Source organism: Shinella sp. M31 (genome assembly GCF_049199205.1).
Taxonomy (GTDB): domain Bacteria; phylum Pseudomonadota; class Alphaproteobacteria; order Rhizobiales; family Rhizobiaceae; genus Shinella.
Genome location: NZ_JBLZPH010000084.1, coordinates 1 through 22523, shown reverse-complemented (window position 1 = coordinate 22523; position 22523 = coordinate 1). Strand labels below are relative to the sequence as shown.

General features: G+C 61.3%; 34 protein-coding genes and 1 pseudogene. 32 read left to right on the top strand and 3 right to left on the bottom strand.

Translation table 11 applies throughout. From position 1 onward, the window contains the following. The 29 genes and pseudogenes from tuf to ACOZKU_RS14735 form a co-directional block, all read left to right on the top strand. Positions 1-319 (top strand): annotated as a pseudogene (gene tuf, locus ACOZKU_RS14875) (elongation factor Tu); the annotation flags it as partial. Positions 320-507: 188 nt separating this feature from the next. After that, positions 508-816, top strand: coding sequence for a 30S ribosomal protein S10 (gene rpsJ / locus ACOZKU_RS14870; RefSeq protein WP_003507767.1), 309 nt, complete (start codon positions 508-510; stop codon positions 814-816). 157 nt (positions 817-973) lie between these two features. Then, on the top strand, positions 974-1657 hold the full coding sequence (rplC, locus tag ACOZKU_RS14865; protein ID WP_024270438.1) for a 50S ribosomal protein L3: 684 nt from the start codon (positions 974-976) through the stop codon (positions 1655-1657). A 12-nt stretch (positions 1658-1669) separates the two neighbouring features. Next, positions 1670-2290: a 50S ribosomal protein L4 gene (gene rplD, locus ACOZKU_RS14860; RefSeq protein ID WP_117372285.1), complete on the top strand. Its 621-nt coding sequence runs from the start codon at positions 1670-1672 to the stop codon at positions 2288-2290. After that, positions 2287-2580, top strand: coding sequence for a 50S ribosomal protein L23 (locus ACOZKU_RS14855; protein WP_117372286.1), 294 nt, complete (start codon positions 2287-2289; stop codon positions 2578-2580). The genes rplD and ACOZKU_RS14855 overlap by 4 nt, the downstream gene beginning before the upstream one ends. Before the next feature lie 31 nt (positions 2581-2611). After that, entirely contained in the window at positions 2612-3448 is an 837-nt protein-coding gene (gene rplB / locus ACOZKU_RS14850; RefSeq protein WP_314095045.1) for a 50S ribosomal protein L2, read from the top strand. Positions 3449-3464: 16 nt separating this feature from the next. Continuing rightward, positions 3465-3743, top strand: a complete 279-nt coding sequence (gene rpsS, locus ACOZKU_RS14845; protein ID WP_023517272.1) for a 30S ribosomal protein S19 — start codon at positions 3465-3467, stop codon at positions 3741-3743. 2 nt (positions 3744-3745) lie between these two features. Further along, entirely contained in the window at positions 3746-4135 is a 390-nt protein-coding gene (rplV, locus tag ACOZKU_RS14840; RefSeq protein ID WP_117372288.1) for a 50S ribosomal protein L22, read from the top strand. Then, complete coding sequence (gene rpsC / locus ACOZKU_RS14835) at positions 4135-4866, top strand: 30S ribosomal protein S3 (protein WP_117372289.1); 732 nt, start codon at positions 4135-4137, stop codon at positions 4864-4866. Before rplV ends, rpsC begins: the two co-directional genes overlap by 1 nt. Positions 4867-4904: 38 nt before the next feature. After that, positions 4905-5318: a 50S ribosomal protein L16 gene (gene rplP, locus ACOZKU_RS14830; protein WP_117372290.1), complete on the top strand. Its 414-nt coding sequence runs from the start codon at positions 4905-4907 to the stop codon at positions 5316-5318. Positions 5319-5330: 12 nt separating this feature from the next. Beyond that, the gene (gene rpmC / locus ACOZKU_RS14825) at positions 5331-5531 is read left to right on the top strand and encodes a 50S ribosomal protein L29 (RefSeq protein WP_024270441.1); all 201 of its coding nucleotides are present in this window, start codon (positions 5331-5333) and stop codon (positions 5529-5531) included. Positions 5532-5543: 12 nt separating this feature from the next. After that, positions 5544-5780: a 30S ribosomal protein S17 gene (gene rpsQ, locus ACOZKU_RS14820; RefSeq protein ID WP_117372292.1), complete on the top strand. Its 237-nt coding sequence runs from the start codon at positions 5544-5546 to the stop codon at positions 5778-5780. 249 nt (positions 5781-6029) lie between these two features. Further along, positions 6030-6398 carry a 50S ribosomal protein L14 gene (gene rplN / locus ACOZKU_RS14815; RefSeq protein ID WP_117372293.1) on the top strand — a complete coding sequence of 123 codons (369 nt, stop codon included), beginning with the start codon at positions 6030-6032 and terminating at the stop codon, positions 6396-6398. A gap of 12 nt (positions 6399-6410) precedes the next feature. Next, entirely contained in the window at positions 6411-6722 is a 312-nt protein-coding gene (gene rplX, locus ACOZKU_RS14810) for a 50S ribosomal protein L24 (RefSeq protein ID WP_024270443.1), read from the top strand. Continuing rightward, positions 6715-7272: a 50S ribosomal protein L5 gene (gene rplE, locus ACOZKU_RS14805; RefSeq protein WP_117372295.1), complete on the top strand. Its 558-nt coding sequence runs from the start codon at positions 6715-6717 to the stop codon at positions 7270-7272. The genes rplX and rplE overlap by 8 nt, the downstream gene beginning before the upstream one ends. 33 nt (positions 7273-7305) lie before the next feature. Then, positions 7306-7611 (top strand): 30S ribosomal protein S14, encoded by a 306-nt coding sequence (gene rpsN / locus ACOZKU_RS14800; RefSeq protein WP_421579519.1) that lies wholly within the window; start codon positions 7306-7308, stop codon positions 7609-7611. Positions 7612-7623: 12 nt separating this feature from the next. Next, on the top strand, positions 7624-8022 hold the full coding sequence (gene rpsH / locus ACOZKU_RS14795) for a 30S ribosomal protein S8 (RefSeq protein WP_314095076.1): 399 nt from the start codon (positions 7624-7626) through the stop codon (positions 8020-8022). Positions 8023-8064: 42 nt separating this feature from the next. Further along, on the top strand, positions 8065-8598 hold the full coding sequence (gene rplF / locus ACOZKU_RS14790) for a 50S ribosomal protein L6 (RefSeq protein WP_244760738.1): 534 nt from the start codon (positions 8065-8067) through the stop codon (positions 8596-8598). A 12-nt stretch (positions 8599-8610) separates the two neighbouring features. Further along, complete coding sequence (gene rplR, locus ACOZKU_RS14785) at positions 8611-8973, top strand: 50S ribosomal protein L18 (protein WP_244760739.1); 363 nt, start codon at positions 8611-8613, stop codon at positions 8971-8973. Positions 8974-9101: 128 nt separating this feature from the next. Next, positions 9102-9668, top strand: a complete 567-nt coding sequence (gene rpsE / locus ACOZKU_RS14780; protein ID WP_244760740.1) for a 30S ribosomal protein S5 — start codon at positions 9102-9104, stop codon at positions 9666-9668. A 12-nt stretch (positions 9669-9680) separates the two neighbouring features. After that, positions 9681-9884 carry a 50S ribosomal protein L30 gene (gene rpmD, locus ACOZKU_RS14775; RefSeq protein ID WP_313528559.1) on the top strand — a complete coding sequence of 68 codons (204 nt, stop codon included), beginning with the start codon at positions 9681-9683 and terminating at the stop codon, positions 9882-9884. 11 nt (positions 9885-9895) lie between these two features. After that, positions 9896-10375 carry a 50S ribosomal protein L15 gene (rplO, locus tag ACOZKU_RS14770; protein ID WP_314095083.1) on the top strand — a complete coding sequence of 160 codons (480 nt, stop codon included), beginning with the start codon at positions 9896-9898 and terminating at the stop codon, positions 10373-10375. Positions 10376-10693: 318 nt separating this feature from the next. Beyond that, a complete protein-coding gene (gene secY / locus ACOZKU_RS14765; protein WP_117372302.1) occupies positions 10694-12034 on the top strand; it encodes a preprotein translocase subunit SecY in 1341 nt (446 codons plus the stop codon). After that, on the top strand, positions 12031-12615 hold the full coding sequence (locus ACOZKU_RS14760) for an adenylate kinase (RefSeq protein WP_421579518.1): 585 nt from the start codon (positions 12031-12033) through the stop codon (positions 12613-12615). Before secY ends, ACOZKU_RS14760 begins: the two co-directional genes overlap by 4 nt. A gap of 226 nt (positions 12616-12841) precedes the next feature. Continuing rightward, a complete protein-coding gene (gene rpsM / locus ACOZKU_RS14755; RefSeq protein ID WP_058329561.1) occupies positions 12842-13210 on the top strand; it encodes a 30S ribosomal protein S13 in 369 nt (122 codons plus the stop codon). 240 nt (positions 13211-13450) lie between these two features. Further along, positions 13451-13840, top strand: coding sequence for a 30S ribosomal protein S11 (rpsK, locus tag ACOZKU_RS14750; RefSeq protein ID WP_023513823.1), 390 nt, complete (start codon positions 13451-13453; stop codon positions 13838-13840). Positions 13841-13940: 100 nt separating this feature from the next. Beyond that, entirely contained in the window at positions 13941-14951 is a 1011-nt protein-coding gene (locus ACOZKU_RS14745; protein WP_117372305.1) for a DNA-directed RNA polymerase subunit alpha, read from the top strand. 47 nt (positions 14952-14998) lie between these two features. Next, the gene (rplQ, locus tag ACOZKU_RS14740) at positions 14999-15424 is read left to right on the top strand and encodes a 50S ribosomal protein L17 (RefSeq protein WP_117372306.1); all 426 of its coding nucleotides are present in this window, start codon (positions 14999-15001) and stop codon (positions 15422-15424) included. Between the two features lie 176 nt (positions 15425-15600). Further along, entirely contained in the window at positions 15601-16800 is a 1200-nt protein-coding gene (locus ACOZKU_RS14735) for a GGDEF domain-containing protein (protein WP_421579517.1), read from the top strand. Positions 16801-16899: 99 nt separating this feature from the next. Here the strand turns inward: ACOZKU_RS14735 and msrQ are convergent, their stop codons facing one another. Beyond that, positions 16900-17547 (bottom strand): protein-methionine-sulfoxide reductase heme-binding subunit MsrQ, encoded by a 648-nt coding sequence (gene msrQ / locus ACOZKU_RS14730; RefSeq protein ID WP_421579516.1) that lies wholly within the window; start codon positions 17545-17547, stop codon positions 16900-16902. Then, positions 17547-18488 carry a protein-methionine-sulfoxide reductase catalytic subunit MsrP gene (gene msrP / locus ACOZKU_RS14725; RefSeq protein ID WP_421579515.1) on the bottom strand — a complete coding sequence of 314 codons (942 nt, stop codon included), beginning with the start codon at positions 18486-18488 and terminating at the stop codon, positions 17547-17549. The genes msrQ and msrP overlap by 1 nt, the downstream gene beginning before the upstream one ends. Before the next feature lie 201 nt (positions 18489-18689). Here msrP and ACOZKU_RS14720 point away from each other — a divergent pair, with 201 nt between their 5' ends. Both ACOZKU_RS14720 and ACOZKU_RS14715 read left to right on the top strand, forming a co-directional pair. Further along, a complete protein-coding gene (locus tag ACOZKU_RS14720; protein WP_421579514.1) occupies positions 18690-20096 on the top strand; it encodes a DegQ family serine endoprotease in 1407 nt (468 codons plus the stop codon). Continuing rightward, positions 20093-21406, top strand: a complete 1314-nt coding sequence (locus ACOZKU_RS14715; RefSeq protein ID WP_314095106.1) for a replication-associated recombination protein A — start codon at positions 20093-20095, stop codon at positions 21404-21406. The genes ACOZKU_RS14720 and ACOZKU_RS14715 overlap by 4 nt, the downstream gene beginning before the upstream one ends. Here ACOZKU_RS14715 and ACOZKU_RS14710 read toward each other — a convergent pair whose 3' ends face one another. Beyond that, complete coding sequence (locus ACOZKU_RS14710) at positions 21407-21721, bottom strand: DUF1883 domain-containing protein (RefSeq protein ID WP_421579513.1); 315 nt, start codon at positions 21719-21721, stop codon at positions 21407-21409. Positions 21722-21984: 263 nt separating this feature from the next. Between ACOZKU_RS14710 and ACOZKU_RS14705 the strand changes: the two genes are divergently transcribed. Continuing rightward, the coding region (locus ACOZKU_RS14705) for an alpha/beta fold hydrolase (protein ID WP_421579512.1) at positions 21985-22523 on the top strand (539 nt) is incomplete at its 3' end.

The following is a 22523-nucleotide window of genomic DNA, read 5'->3' as shown; positions in this document are numbered from 1 at the left end:
TGGCCAGATCCTGTGCAAGCCGGGTTCGGTCAAGCCGCACAAGAAGTTCATGGCTGAAGCCTACATCCTGACGAAGGAAGAAGGCGGCCGTCATACGCCGTTCTTCACGAACTACCGTCCGCAGTTCTACTTCCGCACGACGGACGTGACGGGCATCGTTTCGCTGCCGGAAGGCACGGAAATGGTCATGCCGGGCGACAACGTCACAGTTGCCGTTGAACTGATCGTTCCGATCGCGATGGAAGAAAAGCTGCGCTTCGCTATCCGCGAAGGCGGCCGTACCGTCGGCGCCGGCATCGTTGCCTCGATCGTCGAGTAAGTCTTAAGGCGTCAAGCCGCTGAAATAGGAAGGGCAGGGTTGTTATCCTGCCCCTCCGGTCTTTGATAATTTAGCGGACTGGCCTTTCGGCATTGTGTTTTCATGTGCGTTCCGTTATGGGAACCGCAGAATCAAAAAAGCGCGTATTCCCCGAGCGAATCGCGAATAACGAACTAAGGAAAAGTCGTATGAACGGCCAGAACATCCGCATCCGCCTCAAGGCGTTTGACCACCGGATCCTTGATGCCTCCACGCGTGAAATCGTGTCGACGGCAAAGCGCACCGGCGCAAGCGTCCGCGGTCCCGTTCCTCTCCCGACCCGTATTGAAAAGTTCACTGTCAACCGTTCGCCCCACGTGGACAAGAAGAGCCGTGAACAGTTCGAGATGCGCACCCATAAGCGCCTGCTCGACATCGTAGATCCGACGCCGCAGACGGTCGATGCTCTTATGAAGCTCGACCTTGCGGCCGGTGTGGACGTAGAGATCAAGCTCTAAGTCCTGGCGCAAGCCGAATAACAAGGAAGGTACGTGGCGAAAGCCGACGTCTTCTAAAAACGGGAAACCCGACGGCCTAGAGCCCGAGTGGAATCCTTAAACCAAGAGGCATGACGGGACGTCACGATCCCGCCAGGACTTCTAAGAGGATTGAACCATGCGTTCAGGTGTGATTGCACAGAAAGTAGGGATGACTCGCGTCTATAATGACGCAGGTGAGCACATCCCTGTAACAGTACTGCGACTGGACAACGTCCAGGTCGTCGCTCAGCGTACGCAGGACAAGAACGGCTACACGGCTGTTCAGCTCGGCGCCGGCTCTTCCAAGGTGAAGAACACGGCAAAGGCTCTGCGCGGCCAGTTTGCGGCCGCAAGCGTCGAGCCCAAGGCCAAGCTCGTTGAATTCCGCGTTTCGGAAGACAACCTCATCGAAATCGGCGCGGAACTCACCGCCAGCCATTTCGTCGCCGGCCAGCTGGTCGACGTGACCGGCACCACGATCGGTAAGGGTTTTGCCGGTGCCATGAAGCGCCACAACTTCGGCGGTCTTCGTGCAACGCACGGCGTTTCCGTTTCGCACCGTTCGCACGGTTCGACGGGTAACAACCAGGACCCGGGCAAGGTCTGGAAGGGCAAGCGCATGGCTGGTCACATGGGCCAGACGCGCGTCACCACCCAGAACCTCGAAGTCGTCTCCACGGACGAAGAGCGCGGTCTCATTCTCGTCAAGGGCGCAGTCCCGGGCTCCAAGGGCGCCTGGATTGTGGTTCGCGACGCCGTCAAGTCCGGCACCCCGTCCGACGCTCCGCGTCCGGCCGCCGTGCGCGCCGCAGCTAAGTAAGGGAGCCTGATCATGGATCTCAAAGTCACGACCCTCGCAGGGAAGGACGCCGGCAAGGTCTCCGTTTCCGACGCGATCTTCGGCCTCGAGCCGCGCGAAGACATCATTGCCCGCGTCGTTCGCTGGCAGCTCGCCAAGAAGCAGCAGGGCACGCACCAGTCGCTGACGCGCGCTGAAGTGTCGCGCACCGGCGCCAAGATGTTCAAGCAGAAGGGTACGGGCCGCGCTCGTCACCATTCGGCTCGCGCTCCGCAGTTCCGCGGCGGTGGCAAGGCTCACGGCCCGACCGCTCGCAGCCACGCTCACGACCTTCCCAAGCAGGTTCGCGCTCTCGGCCTGCGTCACGCCCTCTCGGCCAAGCTGAAGTCCGACGACGTCATCATCATCGACGACCTCGTTGCCTCGGAAGCCAAGACGAAGGCTCTGGCCGGCGTGTTCGCTTCGCTCGGCCTCACCAATGCCCTCTTCATCGGCGGCGCTGAACTTGACGGCAACTTCAAGCTCGCAGCACGCAACATCCCGAACGTGGATGTTCTGCCGATCCAGGGCATCAATGTTTACGACATCCTGCGCCGCGGCAAGCTCGTGCTCTCCAAGGCTGCTGTAGAAGCCCTCGAGGAGCGGTTCAAATGACGGATCTTCGCCACTACGATGTGATCGTATCTCCTTCGATCACCGAAAAGTCGACGCTGGTATCCGAAAACAACCAGATCGTCTTCAACGTCGCCAAGCGCGCCTCCAAGCCTGAAATCAAGGCTGCCGTGGAAGCTCTCTTCGGCGTCAAGGTCACGGCTGTGAACACGCTCGTCCGCAAGGGCAAGGTTAAGCGTTTCCGCGGCTTCGCCGGCCGGCAGGGAGATGTCAAGAAGGCTATCGTCACGCTTGCTGACGGTCAGTCCATCGACGTCTCCACCGGGCTCTAATCGAGCAGTCGGCTAAAGAGGAAACAAGAAAATGGCATTGAAAAGCTACAACCCGACCACTCCGAGCCAGCGCCAGCTGGTCATCGTCGACCGGTCCGGCCTTCACAAGGGCAAGCCCGTCAAGGCGCTGACCGAAGGTCTTTCTAAGAGCGGTGGTCGTAACAACCTTGGTCGTATCACGGCCCGCTTCATCGGCGGCGGTCACAAGCGTACCTACCGCCTCGTCGACTTCAAGCGTCGCAAGTTCGACGTCGAAGGCACGGTCGAGCGTCTGGAATACGACCCGAACCGCACCGCGTTCATCGCTCTGGTGAACTATGCCGACGGTGAGCAGGCCTACATCCTGGCCCCGCAGCGCCTGACGGCCGGCGACAAGGTCATCGCCTCCACCAAGGCTGTTGACGTCAAGCCCGGCAACACCATGCCGCTGCAGTACATCCCGGTTGGTTCGATCGTCCACAACGTCGAAATGAAGCCGGGCAAGGGCGGTCAGATCGCCCGTTCGGCCGGCACCTTCGTACAGCTGGTCGGTCGCGACCAGGGCATGGCGATCCTTCGCCTGAACTCGGGCGAACAGCGCCTGGTTCATGCCTCCTGCCTCGCAACCGTCGGCGCCGTCTCCAACCCGGACCACGGCAACATCAACGACGGCAAGGCTGGTCGTACGCGTTGGCGCGGCAAGACCCCGCACAACCGCGGTGTCGTCATGAACCCGGTCGACCACCCGCACGGCGGTGGTGAAGGCCGCACCTCCGGTGGTCGTCACCCGGTATCCCCGTGGGGCAAGCCCACCAAGGGCAAGCGTACCCGCTCGAACAAGTCGACCGACAAGTTCATCATGCGCTCGCGCCACTTGAAGAAGAAGTAAGAGAGGTTAGTCAGAAATGGCTCGTTCAGTATGGAAAGGCCCGTTTGTTGACGGCTATCTTCTCAAGAAGGCTGAGAAGGTTCGTGAAGGCGGTCGCAGCGAAGTAATCAAGATCTGGAGCCGTCGCTCCACGATCCTGCCGCAGTTCGTTGGACTGACCTTCGGCGTCTACAATGGCAGCAAGCACATCCCGGTTGCTGTCAACGAAGACATGGTCGGCCACAAGTTTGGTGAATTCGCTCCGACCCGGACCTACTACGGTCACGGTGCGGACAAGAAGGCGAAGAGGAAGTAACGATGGGTAAGGCTAAAGCCGAACGCCGGCTGAAGGATAACGAGGCGCAGGCCATCGCGCGCACGATCCGCGTCAGCCCCCAGAAGCTCAACCTGCTTGCTGCGCTCATCCGCGGCAAGAAGGTGGACCGCGCTCTCGCCGAGCTCGAGTTCTCGCGCAAGCGCAGCGCCGAGACCGTCAAGAAGACGCTCGAGTCCGCGATCGCCAACGCAGAAAACAACCACGACCTCGACGTCGATAGTTTGATCGTCGCTGAGGCCTATGTCGGCAAGTCGATCGTCATGAAGCGTTTCCACGCTCGTGGCCGCGGCCGTGCATCGCGGATCGAGAAGCCCTTCTCGCATCTCACGATCGTCGTCCGTGAAGTCGAAGCCAAAGGGGAGGCCGCATAATGGGCCAGAAGATTAATCCAATCGGTTTCCGCCTCGGCATCAACCGTACCTGGGACAGCCGTTGGTTCGCCGACAACGCCGAATACGGCCAGCTGCTCCACGAAGACCTGAAGATCCGCGCTTTCGTCATGGAAGAGCTGAAGCAGGCCGGTATCGCCAAGGTCGTCATCGAGCGTCCGCACAAGAAGTGCCGCGTCACGATCCACTCGGCTCGCCCGGGTCTGATCATCGGCAAGAAGGGTGCAGACATCGAGAAGCTCCGCAAGAAGCTTTCCGAGATGACGAACTCCGAAACGCACCTCAACATCGTTGAAGTGCGCAAGCCGGAAGTCGACGCGACGCTCGTCGCGCAGTCGATCGCCCAGCAGCTCGAACGCCGCGTGGCTTTCCGCCGTGCGATGAAGCGCGCTGTTCAGTCGGCCATGCGTCTTGGCGCCGAAGGCATCAAGATCACCTGCGCCGGCCGTCTCGGCGGCGCGGAAATCGCTCGTACCGAATGGTACCGCGAAGGTCGCGTTCCGCTTCACACGCTGCGTGCAGACATCGATTACGGTACGGCTGAAGCCGAAACCGCATTCGGCATCTGCGGCATCAAGGTCTGGATCTTCAAGGGCGAAATCCTTGAGCACGATCCGATGGCCTCTGAGCGTCGCGCAAGCGAAAGTGACAGCCAGGGTCCCGCAAGCCGTGAACGCGGCGATCGCGGCGACCGTCGTCGTGAAAACGCGTAACAGTCGCGTTTGGCAGCCAATATCGGAGAAGTAAAAAAATGTTGCAGCCAAAGCGTACCAAGTACCGCAAGCAGTTCAAGGGCCGCATCAAGGGTGTCGCCAAGGGCGGCTCCGACCTCGCTTTCGGCGAGTTCGGCTTGAAGGCTCAGGAACCTAACCGCGTGAACGCTCGCGAGATCGAAGCGGCCCGCCGCGCGATCACCCGTTACATGAAGCGTGCCGGCCGTGTGTGGATCCGCGTGTTCCCCGACGTCCCGGTCACCGCAAAGCCCACGGAAGTCCGCATGGGTAAGGGTAAGGGTTCGGTCGAATACTGGGCAGCCAAGGTCAAGCCCGGCCGTATGATGTTCGAGATCGACGGTGTCTCCGAGGAGATCGCCCGTGAGGCGCTTCGTCTCGGCTCGGCCAAGCTCTCGGTCAAGACGCGCTTCGTACAGCGCATTGCAGAGTAAGGAGCGAGCGTCATGAAAGCCGCAGACGTCAAGGCGCTGAGCGCCGACCAGCTGAACGAAGAGCTTGCCAAGCTGAAGAAGGAGCAGTTCAACCTGCGCTTCCAGAAGGCCACCGGCCAGCTTGAGAAGACCTCGCGCATCAACGAAGTCCGCAAGGACATCGCACGCGTCAAGACCATTGCCCGCCAGAAGGCGGCAGAAGCCAAGGCCTAAGGACCAAGAAATATGCCGAAACGCATTCTGCAGGGCACTGTTGTCAGCGACAAGAACGACAAGACTGTTGTCGTCCGCGTCGAACGCCGTTTTGCCCATCCCCTGCTTCAGAAGACCGTTCGCCGGTCGAAGAAGTACAAAGCGCATGACGAAACCAACCAGTACAAGGTCGGCGACGTCGTTTCCATCCAGGAATGCGCCCCGATCTCCAAGGACAAGCGCTGGACCGTTGTAGCGGCCCAGGCTTAAAATCTTCAGATTTCGCGCCCGGCCCTTGCGTCTGGCGCGAAAACCTGTATGAAGCAGCGCAAGGACGCTCGGAATCACGAGCGTCTTTTGCTTTGAGCGCACGGAAGGTCCGTCGGTTCGCCGAAGGGAAACCACCCTGGCAACACATCTTCCCGCGCGAAGACATGAATTTCCATATGCTGGAACAGGGGGCCTTTCCTTGATCGGGATTGGCCCAACCGGTCTGGTGAAACAAGAAGGCGACCTGACATGATTCAGATGCAGACTAACCTCGACGTGGCGGATAATTCCGGCGCACGTCGTGTCATGTGCATCAAGGTGCTGGGCGGCTCCAAGCGCAAGTACGCTTCGGTCGGCGACGTTATCGTCGTCTCGATCAAGGAAGCTATCCCGCGCGGCCGCGTGAAGAAGGGTGACGTGATGAAGGCGGTTGTTGTTCGCACCGCCAAGGACATCCGCCGCCCCGATGGCAGCGTCATCCGTTTTGACAGCAACGCCGCTGTCCTGATCGACAACAAGAAAGAGCCCATCGGCACCCGTATCTTCGGACCGGTTCCGCGCGAACTCCGCGCCAAGAACCACATGAAGATCATCTCGCTGGCTCCCGAAGTACTCTAAGGAGCGATGGCTATGCAGAAGATCCGTAAAGGCGACAAGGTCGTCGTGCTCACCGGCAAGGACAAGGGCCGTACCGGTGAAGTCGTGCAGGTAATGCCGAAGGAAGACCGTGCGGTCGTCAAGGGTATCAACCTGGTGAAGCGTCACCAGCGCCAGACCCAGACCCAGGAAGCCGGCATCATCACCAAGGAAGCTTCGATCCACCTGTCGAACATCGCGATCGCCGACCCCAAGGACGGCAAGCCGACCCGCGTCGGTTTCAAGGTCGAAGGCGACAAGAAGGTTCGTGTAGCAAAGCGTTCGGGAGTGTCGATCGATGGCTGACACCAAGTATGAGCCCCGGCTCAAGAAGGAATATGTCGAGCGTATTCGCGCGGCGCTGAAGGAGCAGTTCTCCTACGCCAACGAAATGCAGATCCCGAAGCTCGACAAGATCGTGATCAACATGGGCGTGGGCGAAGCCACGGGCGACTCCAAGAAGCCAACCGTTGCCGCAGCCGACCTCGCAGCGATCGCCGGCCAGAAGCCGGTCATCACGCGCGCCCGCAACTCGATCGCGGGCTTCAAGGTCCGTGAAGGCATGCCGATCGGCGCGAAGGTCACCCTGCGCGGCGCCCGCATGTACGAATTTCTGGATCGCCTCGTGAACATCGCGCTGCCCCGCGTACGCGACTTTCGTGGTCTGAACCCGAAGTCCTTCGATGGCCGTGGCAACTTCGCCATGGGTATCAAGGAGCACATTGTGTTCCCTGAGATCAACTACGACAAGGTTGATCAGATGTGGGGCATGGACATCATCGTTTGCACGACGGCACCGACGGACGACGAAGCACGCGCTCTTCTGAAAGAGTTCAGCTTCCCGTTCCGCGCCTGACCGTAACGACAAGCGTAAAGAAGGATTACTGTTATGGCTAAAACCAGCGCAGTCGAGAAGAATAACCGCCGTCGCAAACTGGTCGCCAGCCAGGCTGCCAAGCGCGCCGCCCTCAAGGCGATCATCCAGAACCAGTCTCTTCCGATCGAAGAGCGCTTCAAGGCAACCCTCAAGCTTGCCGAAATGCCGCGCAATGGTTCGAAGACCCGCATCCGCAACCGTTGCCAGGTAACGGGCCGTCCGCGCGCCTATTACCGCAAACTCGGTATGTCGCGTATTGCGCTTCGTGAACTGGGCAATTCCGGCAAGGTGCCGGGCATTGTCAAGTCGAGCTGGTAAGGAGACGGGTACATGGCAATGACTGATCCCCTGGGCGATATGCTCACCCGTATCCGCAACGGCGCCGCACGCCGCAAGTCGAGCGTTTCCACGCCGGCTTCGACGCTGCGCGCCCGCGTTCTGGATGTCCTTCAGGCTGAAGGCTACATCCGTGGATATTCGGAAGTCGAATTCGGCAACGGCAAGTCCGAGCTGAACATCGAACTCAAGTACTACGAAGGCGCGTCCGTGATCCGCAAGATCGACCGCGTCTCCAAGCCGGGCCGCCGGGTCTATGTCTCGGTCAAGTCCATTCCGCAGGTCGCGAACGGTCTCGGTATCACCATCCTTTCGACCCCGAAGGGCGTGATGGCCGATCACCAGGCACGCGAACAGAACGTTGGTGGCGAGGTTCTTTGCTCGATCTTCTAAGATCGGGCAAGGATCTCCATAACGAACAGACAGGATAAAACAATGTCTCGTATCGGTAAGAAGCCCGTTCAGGTTCCCGCTGGTGTCACCGCGACCGTAGATGGTCAGAAGGTCACCGCGAAGGGCCCGAAGGGCGAACTGTTCTTCGTCGCAAACGACGAAGTTTCGGTAAAGCTCGAAGACAACGCCGTCGTCGTCCAGCCGACCAGCCAGTCGAAGGACGCTCGTTCCAAGTGGGGTATGTCCCGCACGATGGTCGAGAACATCTTCAAGGGCGTCAAGGACGGCTACGAGCGCAAGCTCGAAATCAACGGCGTCGGTTACCGCGCGTCTCTGCAGGGCAAGAACCTGCAGCTGGCACTCGGTTTCAGCCATGACGTCGTCTACCAGACGCCGGAAGGCATCACGATCGCTGTTCCGAAGCCGACTGAGATCATCATCTCCGGCATCAACAAGCAGCAGGTCGGCCAGGTCGCTGCGGAAATCCGCGAGTACCGTGGCCCCGAGCCCTACAAGGGCAAGGGCGTCAAGTACGCGGAAGAACGCATCGTCCGCAAGGAAGGCAAGAAGAAGTAAGGATCACGCGAAATGGCTAGCACTAAAGAAGCTCTCGTGCGCCGCGCCAACCGCGTGCGCCGTACCCTCAAGGCGGTGGCCAACGGCCGTCCGCGCCTGTCGGTTCATCGCTCGTCGAAGAACATCTACGTACAGGTTATCGACGACGTTGACGGCAAGACCCTTGCGGCTGCCTCCACGCTCGACACCGATCTGCGTTCGTCGCTGAAGACGGGCGCTGACACGGCAGCTGCTGCTGCCGTCGGCAAGCTCATTGCCGAGCGCGCAGTCAAGGCCGGCGTCAAGGACGTCGTCTTCGACCGTGGCGCCTTCCTCTATCACGGTCGCGTAAAGGCTCTCGCCGAAGCCGCCCGTGAAGGTGGTCTGAACTTCTGATCATTCGGCCGGGCACTTTTCGTGCCCCGCCGATCACTCAGTAGGGTACTGGTCGCTGCCATTTCCTGAATGGCGGCGACTTTCGACAATCTGCCGATTGCACCCGGAAAAGAAAAAGGAAAAGGACAATGGCACAGGAAAAGCGCGGTCGCGATGACCGCCAGAACCGCGAAGAGCGCGACAGCGAGTTTGTCGACAAGCTCGTCGCGATCAACCGCGTCGCGAAGGTCGTCAAGGGCGGCCGTCGTTTCGGTTTTGCAGCTCTCGTCGTCGTCGGCGACCAGAAGGGCCGCGTCGGCTTCGGCCACGGCAAGGCTCGTGAAGTTCCGGAAGCAATCCGGAAGGCCACGGAAGCCGCCAAGCGCGACCTGATCTTCGTACCGCTGCGCTCCGGCCGCACGCTGCACCATGACGTGCACGGCCGTCACGGCGCCGGCAAGGTGCTGCTGCGTTCGGCCAAGGCCGGTACCGGTATCATCGCCGGTGGTCCGATGCGCGCCGTCTTCGAAACGCTCGGCGTTCATGACGTCGTCGCCAAGTCGACCGGCTCCTCGAACCCGTACAACATGATCCGTGCGACGTTCGACGCCCTCAAGAGCCAGATGCACCCGAAGGACATCGCAGCTCAGCGCGGCATGAAGTACGCCACGCTGCAGGCTCGCCGCACGTCTGCCGGCGTCTCTGCCGAAGAATAAGGAGCACTGATCATGGCTAAGAAAGAAACCGCCACGAAGACGGTGACTGTCGAGCAGATCGGCAGCCCCATCCGCCGTCCGGCCATCCAGCGCGCAACGCTCGTCGGCCTGGGCCTCAACAAGATGCACCGGGTTCGCACGCTGGAAGACACGCCGTCTGTCCGTGGTATGATCCGTGCCGTCCAGCACCTCGTTCGCGTCGTCGAAGAGAAGTGAGGGGATAGATCATGAAACTGAATGAAATCAAGGACAACGAAGGCTCCTCGAAGAACCGTAAGCGCGTCGGTCGCGGTATCGGTTCGGGTTCGGGCAAGACCGGTGGTCGCGGTGTCAAGGGTCAGAAGGCTCGTTCGGGCGTTGCTATCAACGGCTTCGAAGGCGGTCAGATGCCCATCTACCGTCGCCTTCCGAAGCGCGGCTTCAACAACATCTTCTCGTCTGACTTCGTCATCGTGTCGCTCGGCCGCGTTCAGCAGGCCATCGACGCCGGCAAGCTTGACGGCAAGGCGACCGTTGATGCCGCTGCCCTCAAGGCAGCCGGCGTTATCCGTCGCGAAAAGGACGGCGTGCGCGTTCTGGCCGACGGCGAACTGAAGGCCAAGGTTGCCTTCGAAGTCGCCGGCGCCTCCAAGCCCGCGATCGAAAAGATCGAAAAGGCCGGCGGCTCGATCAAGCTGCTGGTGGCAGCCGCAGAAGCCGCCGAATAATTCGACATTTAATCGCCCGGTGTGCTTCACACCGGGCGATTTTGCTCCCATATGTGAGCCTCACGACGACAGACGGATTCTCAAATCCGCGTCGTTATCCGGAAGAAAAACCAGGGTGAGGCCGGGATTGCTTGACAATCCGCGTTTCAACCGGTTTAGGCTCCATCCGCCCGATTTGCTGCAATGGCAGGCGGGCACGACCAATTTCAGCATCGGCGTGACCGGTCCGGGGAGGGCAGGGCGCAGGTGCCAAACGGATCAGCCATTCCGGACCTGGCCGGGCTTCACCGCCGCCGGATCGGCTACGCGGAGAAATGCATGGCTTCGGCAGCGGAACAACTTGCCTCTAATCTGAACTTCTCGACTTTCGCCAAGGCGGAAGACCTGAAGAAGCGCCTCTGGTTCACGCTGGGCGCGCTGCTCGTCTATCGTCTCGGCACCTATATCCCGTTGCCGGGCCTCAATCCCGAAGCCTTTGCCCAGGCCTTCCGCGGCCAGTCCGGCGGCATTCTCGGCCTGTTCAACATGTTCTCCGGCGGCGCCGTCGAGCGCATGGCGATTTTCGCGCTCGGTATCATGCCGTATATCTCCGCGTCGATCATCGTGCAGCTGATGACCTCCGTCGTCCCTTCGCTGGAACAGCTGAAGAAGGAAGGCGAACAGGGCCGCAAGATCATCAATCAGTACACCCGCTACGGCACGGTGCTGCTCGGCACGCTGCAGGCCTACGGGATTTCCGTCGGCCTCGAGAGCGGGGCAGGGCTCGTCAACGATCCGGGCTGGTTCTTCCGCATTTCCACCGTGATCTCGCTGCTCGGCGGCACGATGTTCCTGATGTGGCTCGGTGAACAGATCACCTCGCGCGGCATCGGCAACGGCATTTCGCTGATCATCTTCGCTGGTATCGTCGCAGCCTTGCCGCACGCCCTGGCCGGCACGCTGGAACTCGGCCGCACGGGCGCCCTGTCCTTCGGCGTGATTCTTGCCGTCGTGCTCATGGCCGTCGTCGTCATCGCGCTCATCGTCTTCGTGGAGCGCGCCCAGCGCCGCCTGCTGATCCAGTATCCGAAGCGCCAGGTTGGCAACCGCATGTTCCAGGGCGATACCTCGCACCTGCCGCTGAAGCTCAACACCTCGGGCGTCATCCCGGCGATCTTCGCGTCGTCGCTGCTGCTGCTCCCGGCAACGCTGGCGGGCTTCTCGAACACCTCGGAGCTGCCCTCCTGGGCGACCGCCGTCATCGCGTCGCTCGGCCACGGCAAGCCGCTCTACATGGTGCTCTACGCCGCCATGATCGCCTTCTTCGCCTTCTTCTACACGGCCATCGTCTTCAATCCGAAGGACACGGCCGATAATCTGAAGAAGCACGGCGGTTTTATCCCCGGCATCCGTCCGGGCGAGCGCACCGCCGAATATATCGACTACGTGCTGACCCGCATCACGGTCATCGGCGCGGCCTACCTGATGTTCGTCTGCATTCTTCCCGAAATCCTGATCTCGCAGACCGGGGTGCCGTTCTACCTTGGTGGTACGTCGCTTTTGATTGTTGTCAGCGTGACCCTCGATACTGTAGCACAGATACAGGGTCACCTGATTGCTCAGCAGTATGAGGGGCTGATCAAGAAGTCGAAGCTGCGTGGAGGAAAGAGGGGACGATGAGACTGATTTTTCTGGGACCGCCGGGGGCCGGCAAGGGAACCCAAGCCAAGCTCCTGACGGAAAAGTACGGTATTCCGCAGCTTTCCACGGGTGACATGCTGCGGGCGGCCGTTGCCGCCGGCACGGATGTCGGTAAGCGCGCCAAGGCCGTCATGGATGCCGGCGAGCTCGTCTCCGACGCGATCGTCAACGAAATCGTTTCCGATCGAATCGACTCTGCCGACTGTGCCAAGGGCTTCATCCTGGATGGCTACCCGCGCACGGTTCCGCAGGCGCAGGCCCTCGACGAGATCCTCGCCGGCAAGGGCATTGCCCTCGACGCCGTCATCGAGCTGAAGGTCGACGAGGACGCGCTGGTCAAGCGCATGGAGAATCGCGTTGCCGAAACGATCGCCGCCGGCGGTACGGTTCGCTCCGACGACAATCCGGAAGCCTTCAAGCGTCGTCTCACGGAATACCGCGAGAAGACCGCGCCGCTGTCGAACTACTACGCTTCGACGGGCAAGCTTCAGACGGTCGACGGCATGGCCAATGTCGACAAGGTGACCGCCGAGATCGGCGGAATCCTGGAGAACGCCTGATATTGGGTAAAAAGGGCCGGCCGGGAGTTGACTTTTCGGCCGATTCCCCCTTATGACAGCGCCAACTCGCGACATGCCATTGCGATCGGCGCGGATTTCTAAGAACGAAGTCCGGGTTCGGTCGTTTTCGACATGCCCCGAACATCAATTGAGTCGCGGTCTTTCCGGCCGTATCGAATGAAGAAAACCACTTGCCGGATGGCAACTGGAAGCAAGGAGAACAGGCGTGGCACGTATCGCTGGCGTCAACATCCCGACCGCGAAGCGCGTAGTCATCGCGCTGACCTACATCCACGGGATCGGCCCGAAATTCGCACAGGAAATCATCGAGAAGGTCGGTATTCCGGCTGATCGCCGCGTGCACCAGCTCACGGACGCAGAAGTTCTGCAGATCCGTGAAGCCATCGACCGCGACTACCAGGTCGAAGGCGACCTGCGTCGCGAAACCTCGATGAACATCAAGCGTCTCATGGACCTCGGTTGCTACCGCGGTCTGCGTCACCGTCGTGGCCTTCCGGTCCGCGGTCAGCGCACGCACACCAACGCCCGTACCCGCAAGGGCCCGGCGAAGGCCATCGCAGGCAAGAAGAAGTAATTTCCCGGAAACGGGGAATGGGAGGCTGGCGCTTTGCGCCGGCCTCTTTTGAGTTTCGAGCGGGGCCTTGCGTCATGCATGGGTCCCGGTCGGTGGAGCTGCTGGCATTACGGCAGTGACGATATCGCCGCAGACGTCCCTTCGGGGCGTGTGCAAATTTTATTCAGGGCAGGGGTTTCGTCCCGGCCCGGTGGAGCCGCTGGCATTACGGCGGTGTAGAGATCAACGAAAGGACTATCCATGGCCAAGGAAGCCGCACGCGTCCGCCGTCGCGAACGCAAGAACATCACCTCGGGTGTTGCTCACGTCAATTCTTCGTTCAACAACACGATGATCACCATTACCGACGCACAGGGCAACGCCATTGCCTGGTCGTCGGCCGGTGCAAAGGGCTTTAAGGGTTCGCGTAAGTCGACCCCGTTCGCTGCCCAGATCGCTGCTGAAGACTGCGCCAAGAAGGCTCAGGAACACGGCATGAAGTCGCTGGAAGTCGAAGTCTGCGGTCCGGGTTCGGGTCGTGAATCGGCTCTGCGCGCCCTCCAGGCTGCCGGCTTCATGATCACGTCCATCCGCGACGTGACCCCGATCCCGCACAACGGTTGCCGTCCGCGCAAGAAGCGCCGCGTCTGATCATCGCATTCGAACAACCGTGGAGGCCGTCCGGCGTCCACGGAACTTCAGGGCTCGGCCGCCACGATTGAATGGTGGCGGCGAACGGAAGGCAAAACATATGATCCAGAAAAACTGGCAGGAACTGATCAAGCCGAACAAGGTGGAGTTCACCTCCTCCGGCCGCACCAAGGCAAGCCTTGTTGCCGAGCCGCTGGAGCGTGGCTTCGGCCTGACGCTCGGCAACGCGCTGCGTCGCGTTCTCCTGTCGTCGCTGCGCGGTGCGGCTGTTACCGCCGTGCAGATCGACGGCGTCCTGCACGAGTTCTCGTCCATTCCCGGCGTCCGGGAAGACGTGACGGACATCGTGCTCAACATCAAGGAAATCGCCATCAAGATGGATGGCGACGATTCCAAGCGCATGGTTGTCCGCAAGCAGGGCCCGGGCGTCGTAACGGCTGGTGACATCCAGACGGTCGGCGACATCGAGATCCTGAACCCGAACCATGTGATCTGCACCCTCGACGAGGGCGCGGAAATCCGCATGGAGTTCACGGTCAACAACGGCAAGGGCTACGTCCCGGCCGATCGTAACCGCTCCGAAGACGCTCCGATCGGCCTCATCCCGGTCGACAGCCTCTACTCGCCGGTCAAGAAAGTGTCCTACAAGGTGGAAAACACCCGTGAAGGCCAGGTTCTCGACTATGACAAGCTGACCATGTCCATCGAGACCGACGGCTCCGTCACCGGTGAAGATGCGATCGCGTTTGCAGCCCGCATTCTTCAGGACCAGCTCTCGGTCTTCGTCAACTTCGACGAACCGCAGAAGGAAGCCGAAGAAGAATCGGTCACCGAACTGGCGTTCAACCCGGCGCTCCTCAAGAAGGTCGACGAACTGGAACTTTCCGTCCGTTCGGCGAACTGCCTGAAGAACGACAACATCGTCTATATCGGCGATCTCATTCAGAAGACCGAAGCCGAAATGCTTCGCACTCCGAATTTTGGTCGCAAGTCGCTCAACGAAATCAAGGAAGTTCTCGCTTCCATGGGCCTGCATCTCGGCATGGAAGTGCCCGCATGGCCGCCCGAGAACATCGAAGATCTCGCCAAGCGCTACGAAGACCAGTATTAACACCATCAAACGGCAGGCCACCTGCCTGCATGTGAAGGAGAACCGAGATGCGCCACCAGAATTCCGGTCGCAAACTCAACCGTACTGCCAGCCACCGCAAGGCGATGTTCGCCAACATGGCTGCTTCGCTCATCCTGCATGAGCAGATCGTAACGACGCTGCCGAAGGCGAAGGAAATTCGCCCGATCGTCGAAAAGCTCGTAACCCTCGGCAAGCGCGGCGACCTGCACGCTCGTCGTCAGGCGATCTCGCAGATCCGTGACGTTGCCGTCGTTTCGAAGCTGTTCGACGCGATCGCAACCCGCTACGCCAGCCGCAACGGTGGCTATCTGCGTATCATGAAGGCCGGCTACCGCCACGGCGACAACGCCCCGCTCGCCGTCATCGAGTTCGTTGAACGCGATGTCGACGCCAAGGGCGCAGCCGACAAGGCTCGCGTCGCCGCTGAAGCAGAAGCTGCCGAAGCCGCATAAGAACGATCGTTCGATCCGAACGGTTTGAAGCCGGACGCCACCAGCGTCCGGCTTTTTATTTGCGCGAAATCCCCCGGGCGCGACGGCTGGCGCGCAAGATTTTGGAAACCATGTCCCTAGGCATAGTTTTCAGGCCTTGCCCCTAAAATTCGCGGGAGTTTAATCGAGTCTGATCAATGAGCGAGAACTTCGCATTTCTGCTGCCGGTGGTTCTCACTCTGTTCGGTGTCGCGTTTCTCGTCGTGGGCCGCTTCGGCAATCGCGCCGCCCTTTTCTGGGGCGCCGGTTATCTTTGCGCGGCACTCGGCTTCCTGGCGCCGCTCTTAGAAGTCATCGTGCCGGTGCCCGTCGTCGCGATGGTGGCGGATGCGGCTTTCCTCGCGGCCTTCCTGTTCTATAGCCATGGACTCGTCACGCATTTCGAGGCGCCCCGGCTTGTCGGTCTGCGACTGGCGATCGCCGCTATCGCCTATGCAGGCACGACCTATGCGGTTCTGATCGCCGGAAGCCTGCGCTGCGAGCTTTTCATCAACGACATCGCCTGCAGCCTGCTGATGCTGGTCGCCATGCTTTCCTCCTGGCGCCGGCCACGCAATTGGCTCGATCGGGCCCTGCTCTGCGCCGTGATTTTCGTGATGCTGGAGACGACTGTGCGGACGATCGTCTTCTTCGTCATGGCCGGCACGCTGGCGATGGGCGAATTCATCGGCTCGGCCTACGCCTACATCATGCAGATCACCGCGACCATCGGCGCGCTTGTTCTGGCCCTGACGGCGCTCTCCTCCGTCGCGCTGCGCATCGTCGAGCGGCATCGCAAGGCGGCCGAGGAGGACCCGTTGACCGGTCTGCTCAACCGCCGCGGCTTCGAGCAGTTCATCGACGAAAACGGCCGTGCCGCGAAGAAGGAAGCGGCGATCATCGTTGCGGATATCGACTGGTTCAAATCGGTGAACGATTGCTACGGCCATGCCGCGGGAGACAACGTCATTCGCGAGGTGGCGGCGCTTCTGCGCACGCTCTCCTGGCCGGAGGTTGCCGTTGCGCGTTTCGGCGGTGAGGAATTCATCGCCTACTTGCCGAACTGCCGTTTGCCGGATGCGCATACCTTGGCAAACGCGGTTCGTCTTGCCCTGTCAGAGCGCAATCTCGAAAGAATCGGAATAGACCGGGCCATAACGGCAAGCTTCGGCGTCGCGGTCACAGCGGCGGGGGATCATACGATCCATGACGCTATCAGCCGCGCTGACCGACTGCTCTACCTCGCCAAGAGCAGTGGCCGCAACCGCGTGGTCAGCAATGCCGCGGATACCTCCGTTGCATCCACTCCCAAACTCTTCGTCGTCAGGGACGATGCAGAAGCGCACAGCCGACGCTAGAGCATTTCCGCTTTTCTCCAAATCGCGGAAATGCTCTATTTCCTATGTTTTCCCGCATTTCCGAACGCAAAACCGCTTCGCACTTTTGCTGGAAATGCTCTAGGCCGAACGCTCGCTGCTTCGAAAGGCCGAATCCGGCCGCGCCCGCTTTTTACCGCGGAGCATCGGGCGGATCGGCCTGTAGGCAAGAAGCACCGCCACCAAGGCGATATAGGTCCACGGCTCCAGACCCACGACCTTCACCGACATGGCGAAGTGCAGAGCCCCGGCTGCGGCGATGATATAGACCAGCTTATGCAATTTTACCCAGCGCGGCCCGAGCCGGCGGATCGACCAGTTGTTGGAGGTCAGCGCCAGCGGGATGAGCATCACGAAAGCGGCCATTCCGATGGTGATGAAGGGGCGCCTGGCAATATCGACGAGGATGGCCGTGAAATTCAGGTACTGGTCGAGCACCATATAGGTCAGGAAATGCATCAGCACGTACCAGAAGGCCAGCAAGCCGAGCGCCCGGCGGTAGCGGATCCAGTTGATGCCGAAGAGATCGCGCAGCGGCGTGATCGCCAGCGTGGCGACAAGGAAGCGCAGCGCCCAGAGCCCCAGCAGGTGTTCGAACTCCTTCACCGGATTGCCGGGCAGCCGTCCCGTCGCACCGAGCCAGAAGCCATAGGCCGCAGGCAGGAAGCCGGCGGCATAGAGCAGCCAGATCGAGGCAGCATGGTATTTGCGGGGCAGGGCGGGCAGCATCAGTAGTTCGTCCTGAGATCCATGCCGCTATAGAGGCCGGCGACCTCCTCGGCATAGCCGTTGAAGGGCAGGGTCGGCCGGCGGTTGGCGCCGAAGAAACCGCCTTCGCCGATGCGGTTTTCGCTCGCCTGGCTCCAGCGCGGATGGTCCACCTCCGGATTGACGTTGGCATAGAAGCCGTATTCGTTCGGTGCGGAAATGTTCCAGGTCGAGGGCGGCTGCTTGTCGGTCAGCGTGATCTTGACGATCGACTTGATGCCCTTGAAGCCGTATTTCCAGGGAACGACGAGACGGATCGGCGCGCCGTTCTGGTTGGGCAGCGTCTTGCCGTAGACGCCGACGGCGAGGATGGCCAGCGGATGGCGGGCCTCGTCGAGCCGCAGGCCCTCGACATAGGGCCAGGGCAGCGACTGGAAGTAGCCCGATTGCCCCGGCATTTCCTCCGGCCGTACCACCGTCTCGAAGGCGACGTATTTGGCGTCGCCCAACGGTTCCACCTTGTCGAGCAGGGTCGACAGCGGAAAGCCCACCCAGGGAACGACCATCGACCAGGCCTCGACGCAGCGCATGCGGTAGACCCGGTCCTCCAGCGGCATGGCCAGCAACTCCTCCAGGCCGAATTCCTTCGGCTTGCCGACCAGCCCGTCCACCTTCACCGTCCAGGGCGTCGGCTTGAATTTTTCGGAATTCGCCGCCGGGTCTTCCTTGCCCAGGCCGAATTCGTAGAAATTGTTGTAACCCGTCACGTCCTTTTCGGGCGTCAGCGTCTCATCAACGGTGTACTTGCTCTTGGACGCCTTCAGCGCTTCCGCGAAGGCTGGTGTTCCCGCCGCGGCAAGGGCACCGCCGGCTGCCGCCGCGAGAAAGCCGCGACGGTTCAGGAACCAGCGCTCGGGCGTAATTTCGGAAGAGGCAATGCGCGGGGGACGATAGAGAGACATGGCGGGCTCGATTGGTTGGTTGTTTCCCTGCTTCTACGTAACGGCGGAGCATGTTGTTTCAACGGCTGTGAATATTTCTTGCGACCACTTTTTCGTGCGCACGGCGTGAGGTGGCGCGAGGGAGGTGGAGATCGCAAAGTTTGCCTTTTTTACCGCGAAATCCTATCTGAACGTGGCGCGGAAACGAAGGAGACTCAATCGATGACGCATATCCGCATTCTGCTTGCCGCCCCGCTTGCCATGGCACTCGCGCTGATGACGCCCGCCATGGCCGAGGAGCGCACCGTGCCGCAATCGCGTACGGAAATGCAACTCTCCTTCGCGCCGCTCGTCAAGCAGGTCGAAAACGCCGTGGTCAACGTCTATGCCGAGCGTGTCGTCGAGCGCCGCTCCCTCTTCGACGGCGATCCCTTCTTCGAGGAATTCTTCGGCCAGCAGATGCCGAACCGCAGCCAGAAGCAATCTTCGCTCGGCTCGGGCGTCATCGTCGGCGCCAAGGGCATCGTGGTCACCAACAATCATGTCATCGAGGGTGCGAGCGACATCAAGGTGGCGCTCGCCGATGGCCGCGAATACGAAAGCACCGTGGTTCTGAAAGACGAACGCGTCGATCTCGCCGTCCTGAAGATCAAGACGGAGGGGGATTTTACCACGCTGCCGCTCGGAAACAGCGATGCGGTCGAGGTCGGCGATCTCGTGCTTGCCATCGGCAACCCGTTCGGCGTCGGCCAGACGGTCACGAGCGGCATCGTCTCCGCGCTTGCCCGCAACCAGGTGCGCTCGGGCGATTTCGGCTTCTTCATCCAGACGGATGCCGCCATCAATCCCGGTAATTCCGGCGGCGCGCTCATCAACATGAACGGCGAGCTGATCGGCATCAACACCGCGATCTTTTCGCGTGGCGGCGGCTCCAACGGCGTCGGCTTCGCCATTCCCGCCAATCTCGTGAAAACCTTTGTCGCCAGCGCCGAAAACGGCAGCGCCAGCTTCGATCGTCCCTTTGTCGGTGCGACCTTCGAGGCGGTGACCTCCGAGGTTGCCGAAGCGCTTGGCCTCGACCGCGCTCGTGGTGCCCTGATTTCAAAGGTCCAGCCCGGCAGCCCGGCGGAAAAAGCCGGCATGAAGCCGGGCCAGATCGTCACGGCCGTCAACGGCATCCCCGTCGAGCATCCCGATGCGCTCGGCTATCGCCTCACCACCGTCGGCATTGGCGGCACGGCGCGCATCACGGTCGTCAGCAATGGCAAGCCGCAGGATCTGACACTCTCGCTCGATCGTGCGCCGGAAACGACGCCGCGCGACGAACGCCTCATCGAAGGCCGTAATCCCTTCTCAGGCGCTGTCGTCGCCAATCTCTCGCCGCGCGTGTCCGAGGAACTGCGCATGCCGGCCGGGCAGGGCACGACGAACGGCGTCGTCGTCACCGAGGTCAACCGCGGCTCGCCGGCCGCGCGCATTGGCCTCCAGCCGCGCGACATCATCATCGAGCTCAACGGCACCGCCGTCACGACAACAGAAACGCTCGCTAAGCTCGCCGGCGAAGACCCGTCTATCTGGCGTGTCGAGATTGAGCGCGACGGCCAGCGCATCCGCCAGTTCTTCCGATGAGCGATCTCTTTGCCCCGCATGAGCCGGAGGACATGAAGGCGAAACGGCCGCTGGCCGACCGCCTGCGTCCCCGCACGCTGGGCGAAGTCTCCGGCCAGGAACACCTGACCGGCCCGGATGGCGTGCTCTCGCGCATGATCGAGGCGGGCTCGCTCGGCTCGATGATCTTCTGGGGGCCGCCCGGCACAGGCAAGACGACGGTGGCGCGGCTGCTATCAGGCGAAACGGGTCTCGCCTTCGAACAGATTTCCGCGATCTTCTCCGGTGTCGCCGATCTCAAGAAGGTGTTCGAGGCCGCCCGCGCACGCCGCATGGGCGGGCGCCAGACGCTGCTGTTCGTCGACGAGATCCATCGTTTCAACCGCGCCCAGCAGGATAGCTTCCTGCCCGTGATGGAAGACGGTACGATCGTGCTCGTCGGCGCGACGACGGAAAATCCGTCCTTCGAACTCAACGCCGCTCTCCTGTCACGCGCCCGCGTGCTTACCTTCAAGCCGCATGACGAGACAAGCCTGGAAGAGCTCTTGAAGCGCGCCGAGGCCGTCGAGGACAAGCCGCTGCCGCTGGATGAGGAGGCGCGCGCCTCGCTGCTGCGCATGGCCGATGGCGACGGCCGCGCCGTGCTGACCCTGGCCGAGGAGGTGTGGCGCGCTGCGCGTGCCGGCGAGACCTTCGGGCAGGACGATCTCTTCCGCATCGTGCAACGCCGCGCGCCGGTCTATGACAAGTCGCAGGACGGCCACTACAATCTCATCTCCGCGCTGCACAAGGCGGTGCGCGGCTCGGATCCCGATGCCTCGCTCTACTATCTCACGCGCATGCTCGATGCCGGGGAGGATCCACTCTTCCTTTGCCGCCGCATGGTGCGCATGGCCGTCGAGGATATCGGCCTTGCCGATCCGCAGGCCCTCGTCGTATGCAATGCGGTGAAGGACGCCTATGATTTCCTCGGCTCGCCGGAGGGGGATCTCGCGCTGGCGCAAGCCTGCGTCTATCTCGCCACCGCGCCGAAATCCAACGCCATCTACACCGCCTACAAATCGGCCATGCGGGCGGCGAAGGAGCACGGCTCGCTGCTGCCGCCGAAGCACATCCTCAACGCCCCGACCAAGCTGATGAAGGGTGAGGGGTACGGTGACGGATATCGTTACGACCACGACCAGCCGGATGCCTTTTCGGGCCAGGACTACTTCCCGGAAAAGATGGGCCGCCGGACTTTCTACGATCCGCCGGAGCGCGGCTTCGAGCGCGAATTGCGCAAGCGGCTCGACTGGTGGGCAAAGCTGCGCAAGGAGCGCGGCGAAGGCTAATTATGCAGCGCTGAAGCGCTGCGCCGGCTTCTGAGGGGCTAGCGGCACGATCTTGATCGACGACTGCGCCTTGCCCGGATGTCCTTCCATATCGACCACCACATGCCAGTGGCCGTTCTTCGGAATCGTCAGCCGGATCGGCGACTGTTTGGCGACGCCGCCGAGGAATTTGTGCTGGCGCGCATTCTTGAACAGGTCGAAATTGGCGTGGCTCATCAGGCGGACATTGGCGACGGCCGACAGCGTGATTTCGACCACGGTCCCGCCGCGTAGCAGGTCGAGATCGTAATGGGTGTAGGAGAAACTGTGCGTCATGGCCGGCCGGGATGCATTGGTGTAGCGCTAATATGCATCCGCATGGGTTAAAGTTTTCTTCCTTTGCACATCCCCGCATCGGGCAACCGTCTTCTTTACATTTCAATGGCATAGGCCAGAAATCGGAATCGAATTCGCAGCATCGTGATTCAATTTGCGAGGTAGTTTCCGAAAATTTCCCCCATCCTGTCGGCATGCGGCGACCACACGCGTCCTTGGTGCATGAGGCCGGCAAGGCGCCGGTTGAAACCGAGGAGAGAGACATGCCGAAGATGACCGTCATCACCCTTCTGACCGCAGCCCTTGCCGCCTTTGCACCCGCCGCGGCGCAGGCGGAGGAGGTCAAGGAAAATCCGTTGCAGAGTATCGTCGGTAAGCCGGACAAGGCCGGCCACCTGTCGGTCAACGGCATCGACTACTATTACGAAATCCGCGGCAAGGGTGAGCCGCTGCTCCTGCTGCATGGCGGCCTCGGCCTGATCGAGATGTATGGCGAGAACCTCAAGACCTTGCAGGAGAAGCGCCAGGTTATCGGCGTCGACCTCCAGGGCCATGGCCGCACGCCGCTCGGCAGCCGACCGATCGATATCCCCGCGATAGGCGCCGACATGGCCGAACTTGTCACCCGGCTTGGGTATGATCAGGTCGACGTGCTCGGCTACTCCTTCGGTGGCGGTGTTGCGTTGCAGATGGCTGCGCAGGCACCGGACAAGGTGCGCCGCCTCGTCCTTGCGTCGGCACCCTTCGCGCGAAACGGCTTCTTCGCGGAAATGCTGCCGCAGCAGGCATCCGTATCCGGCGC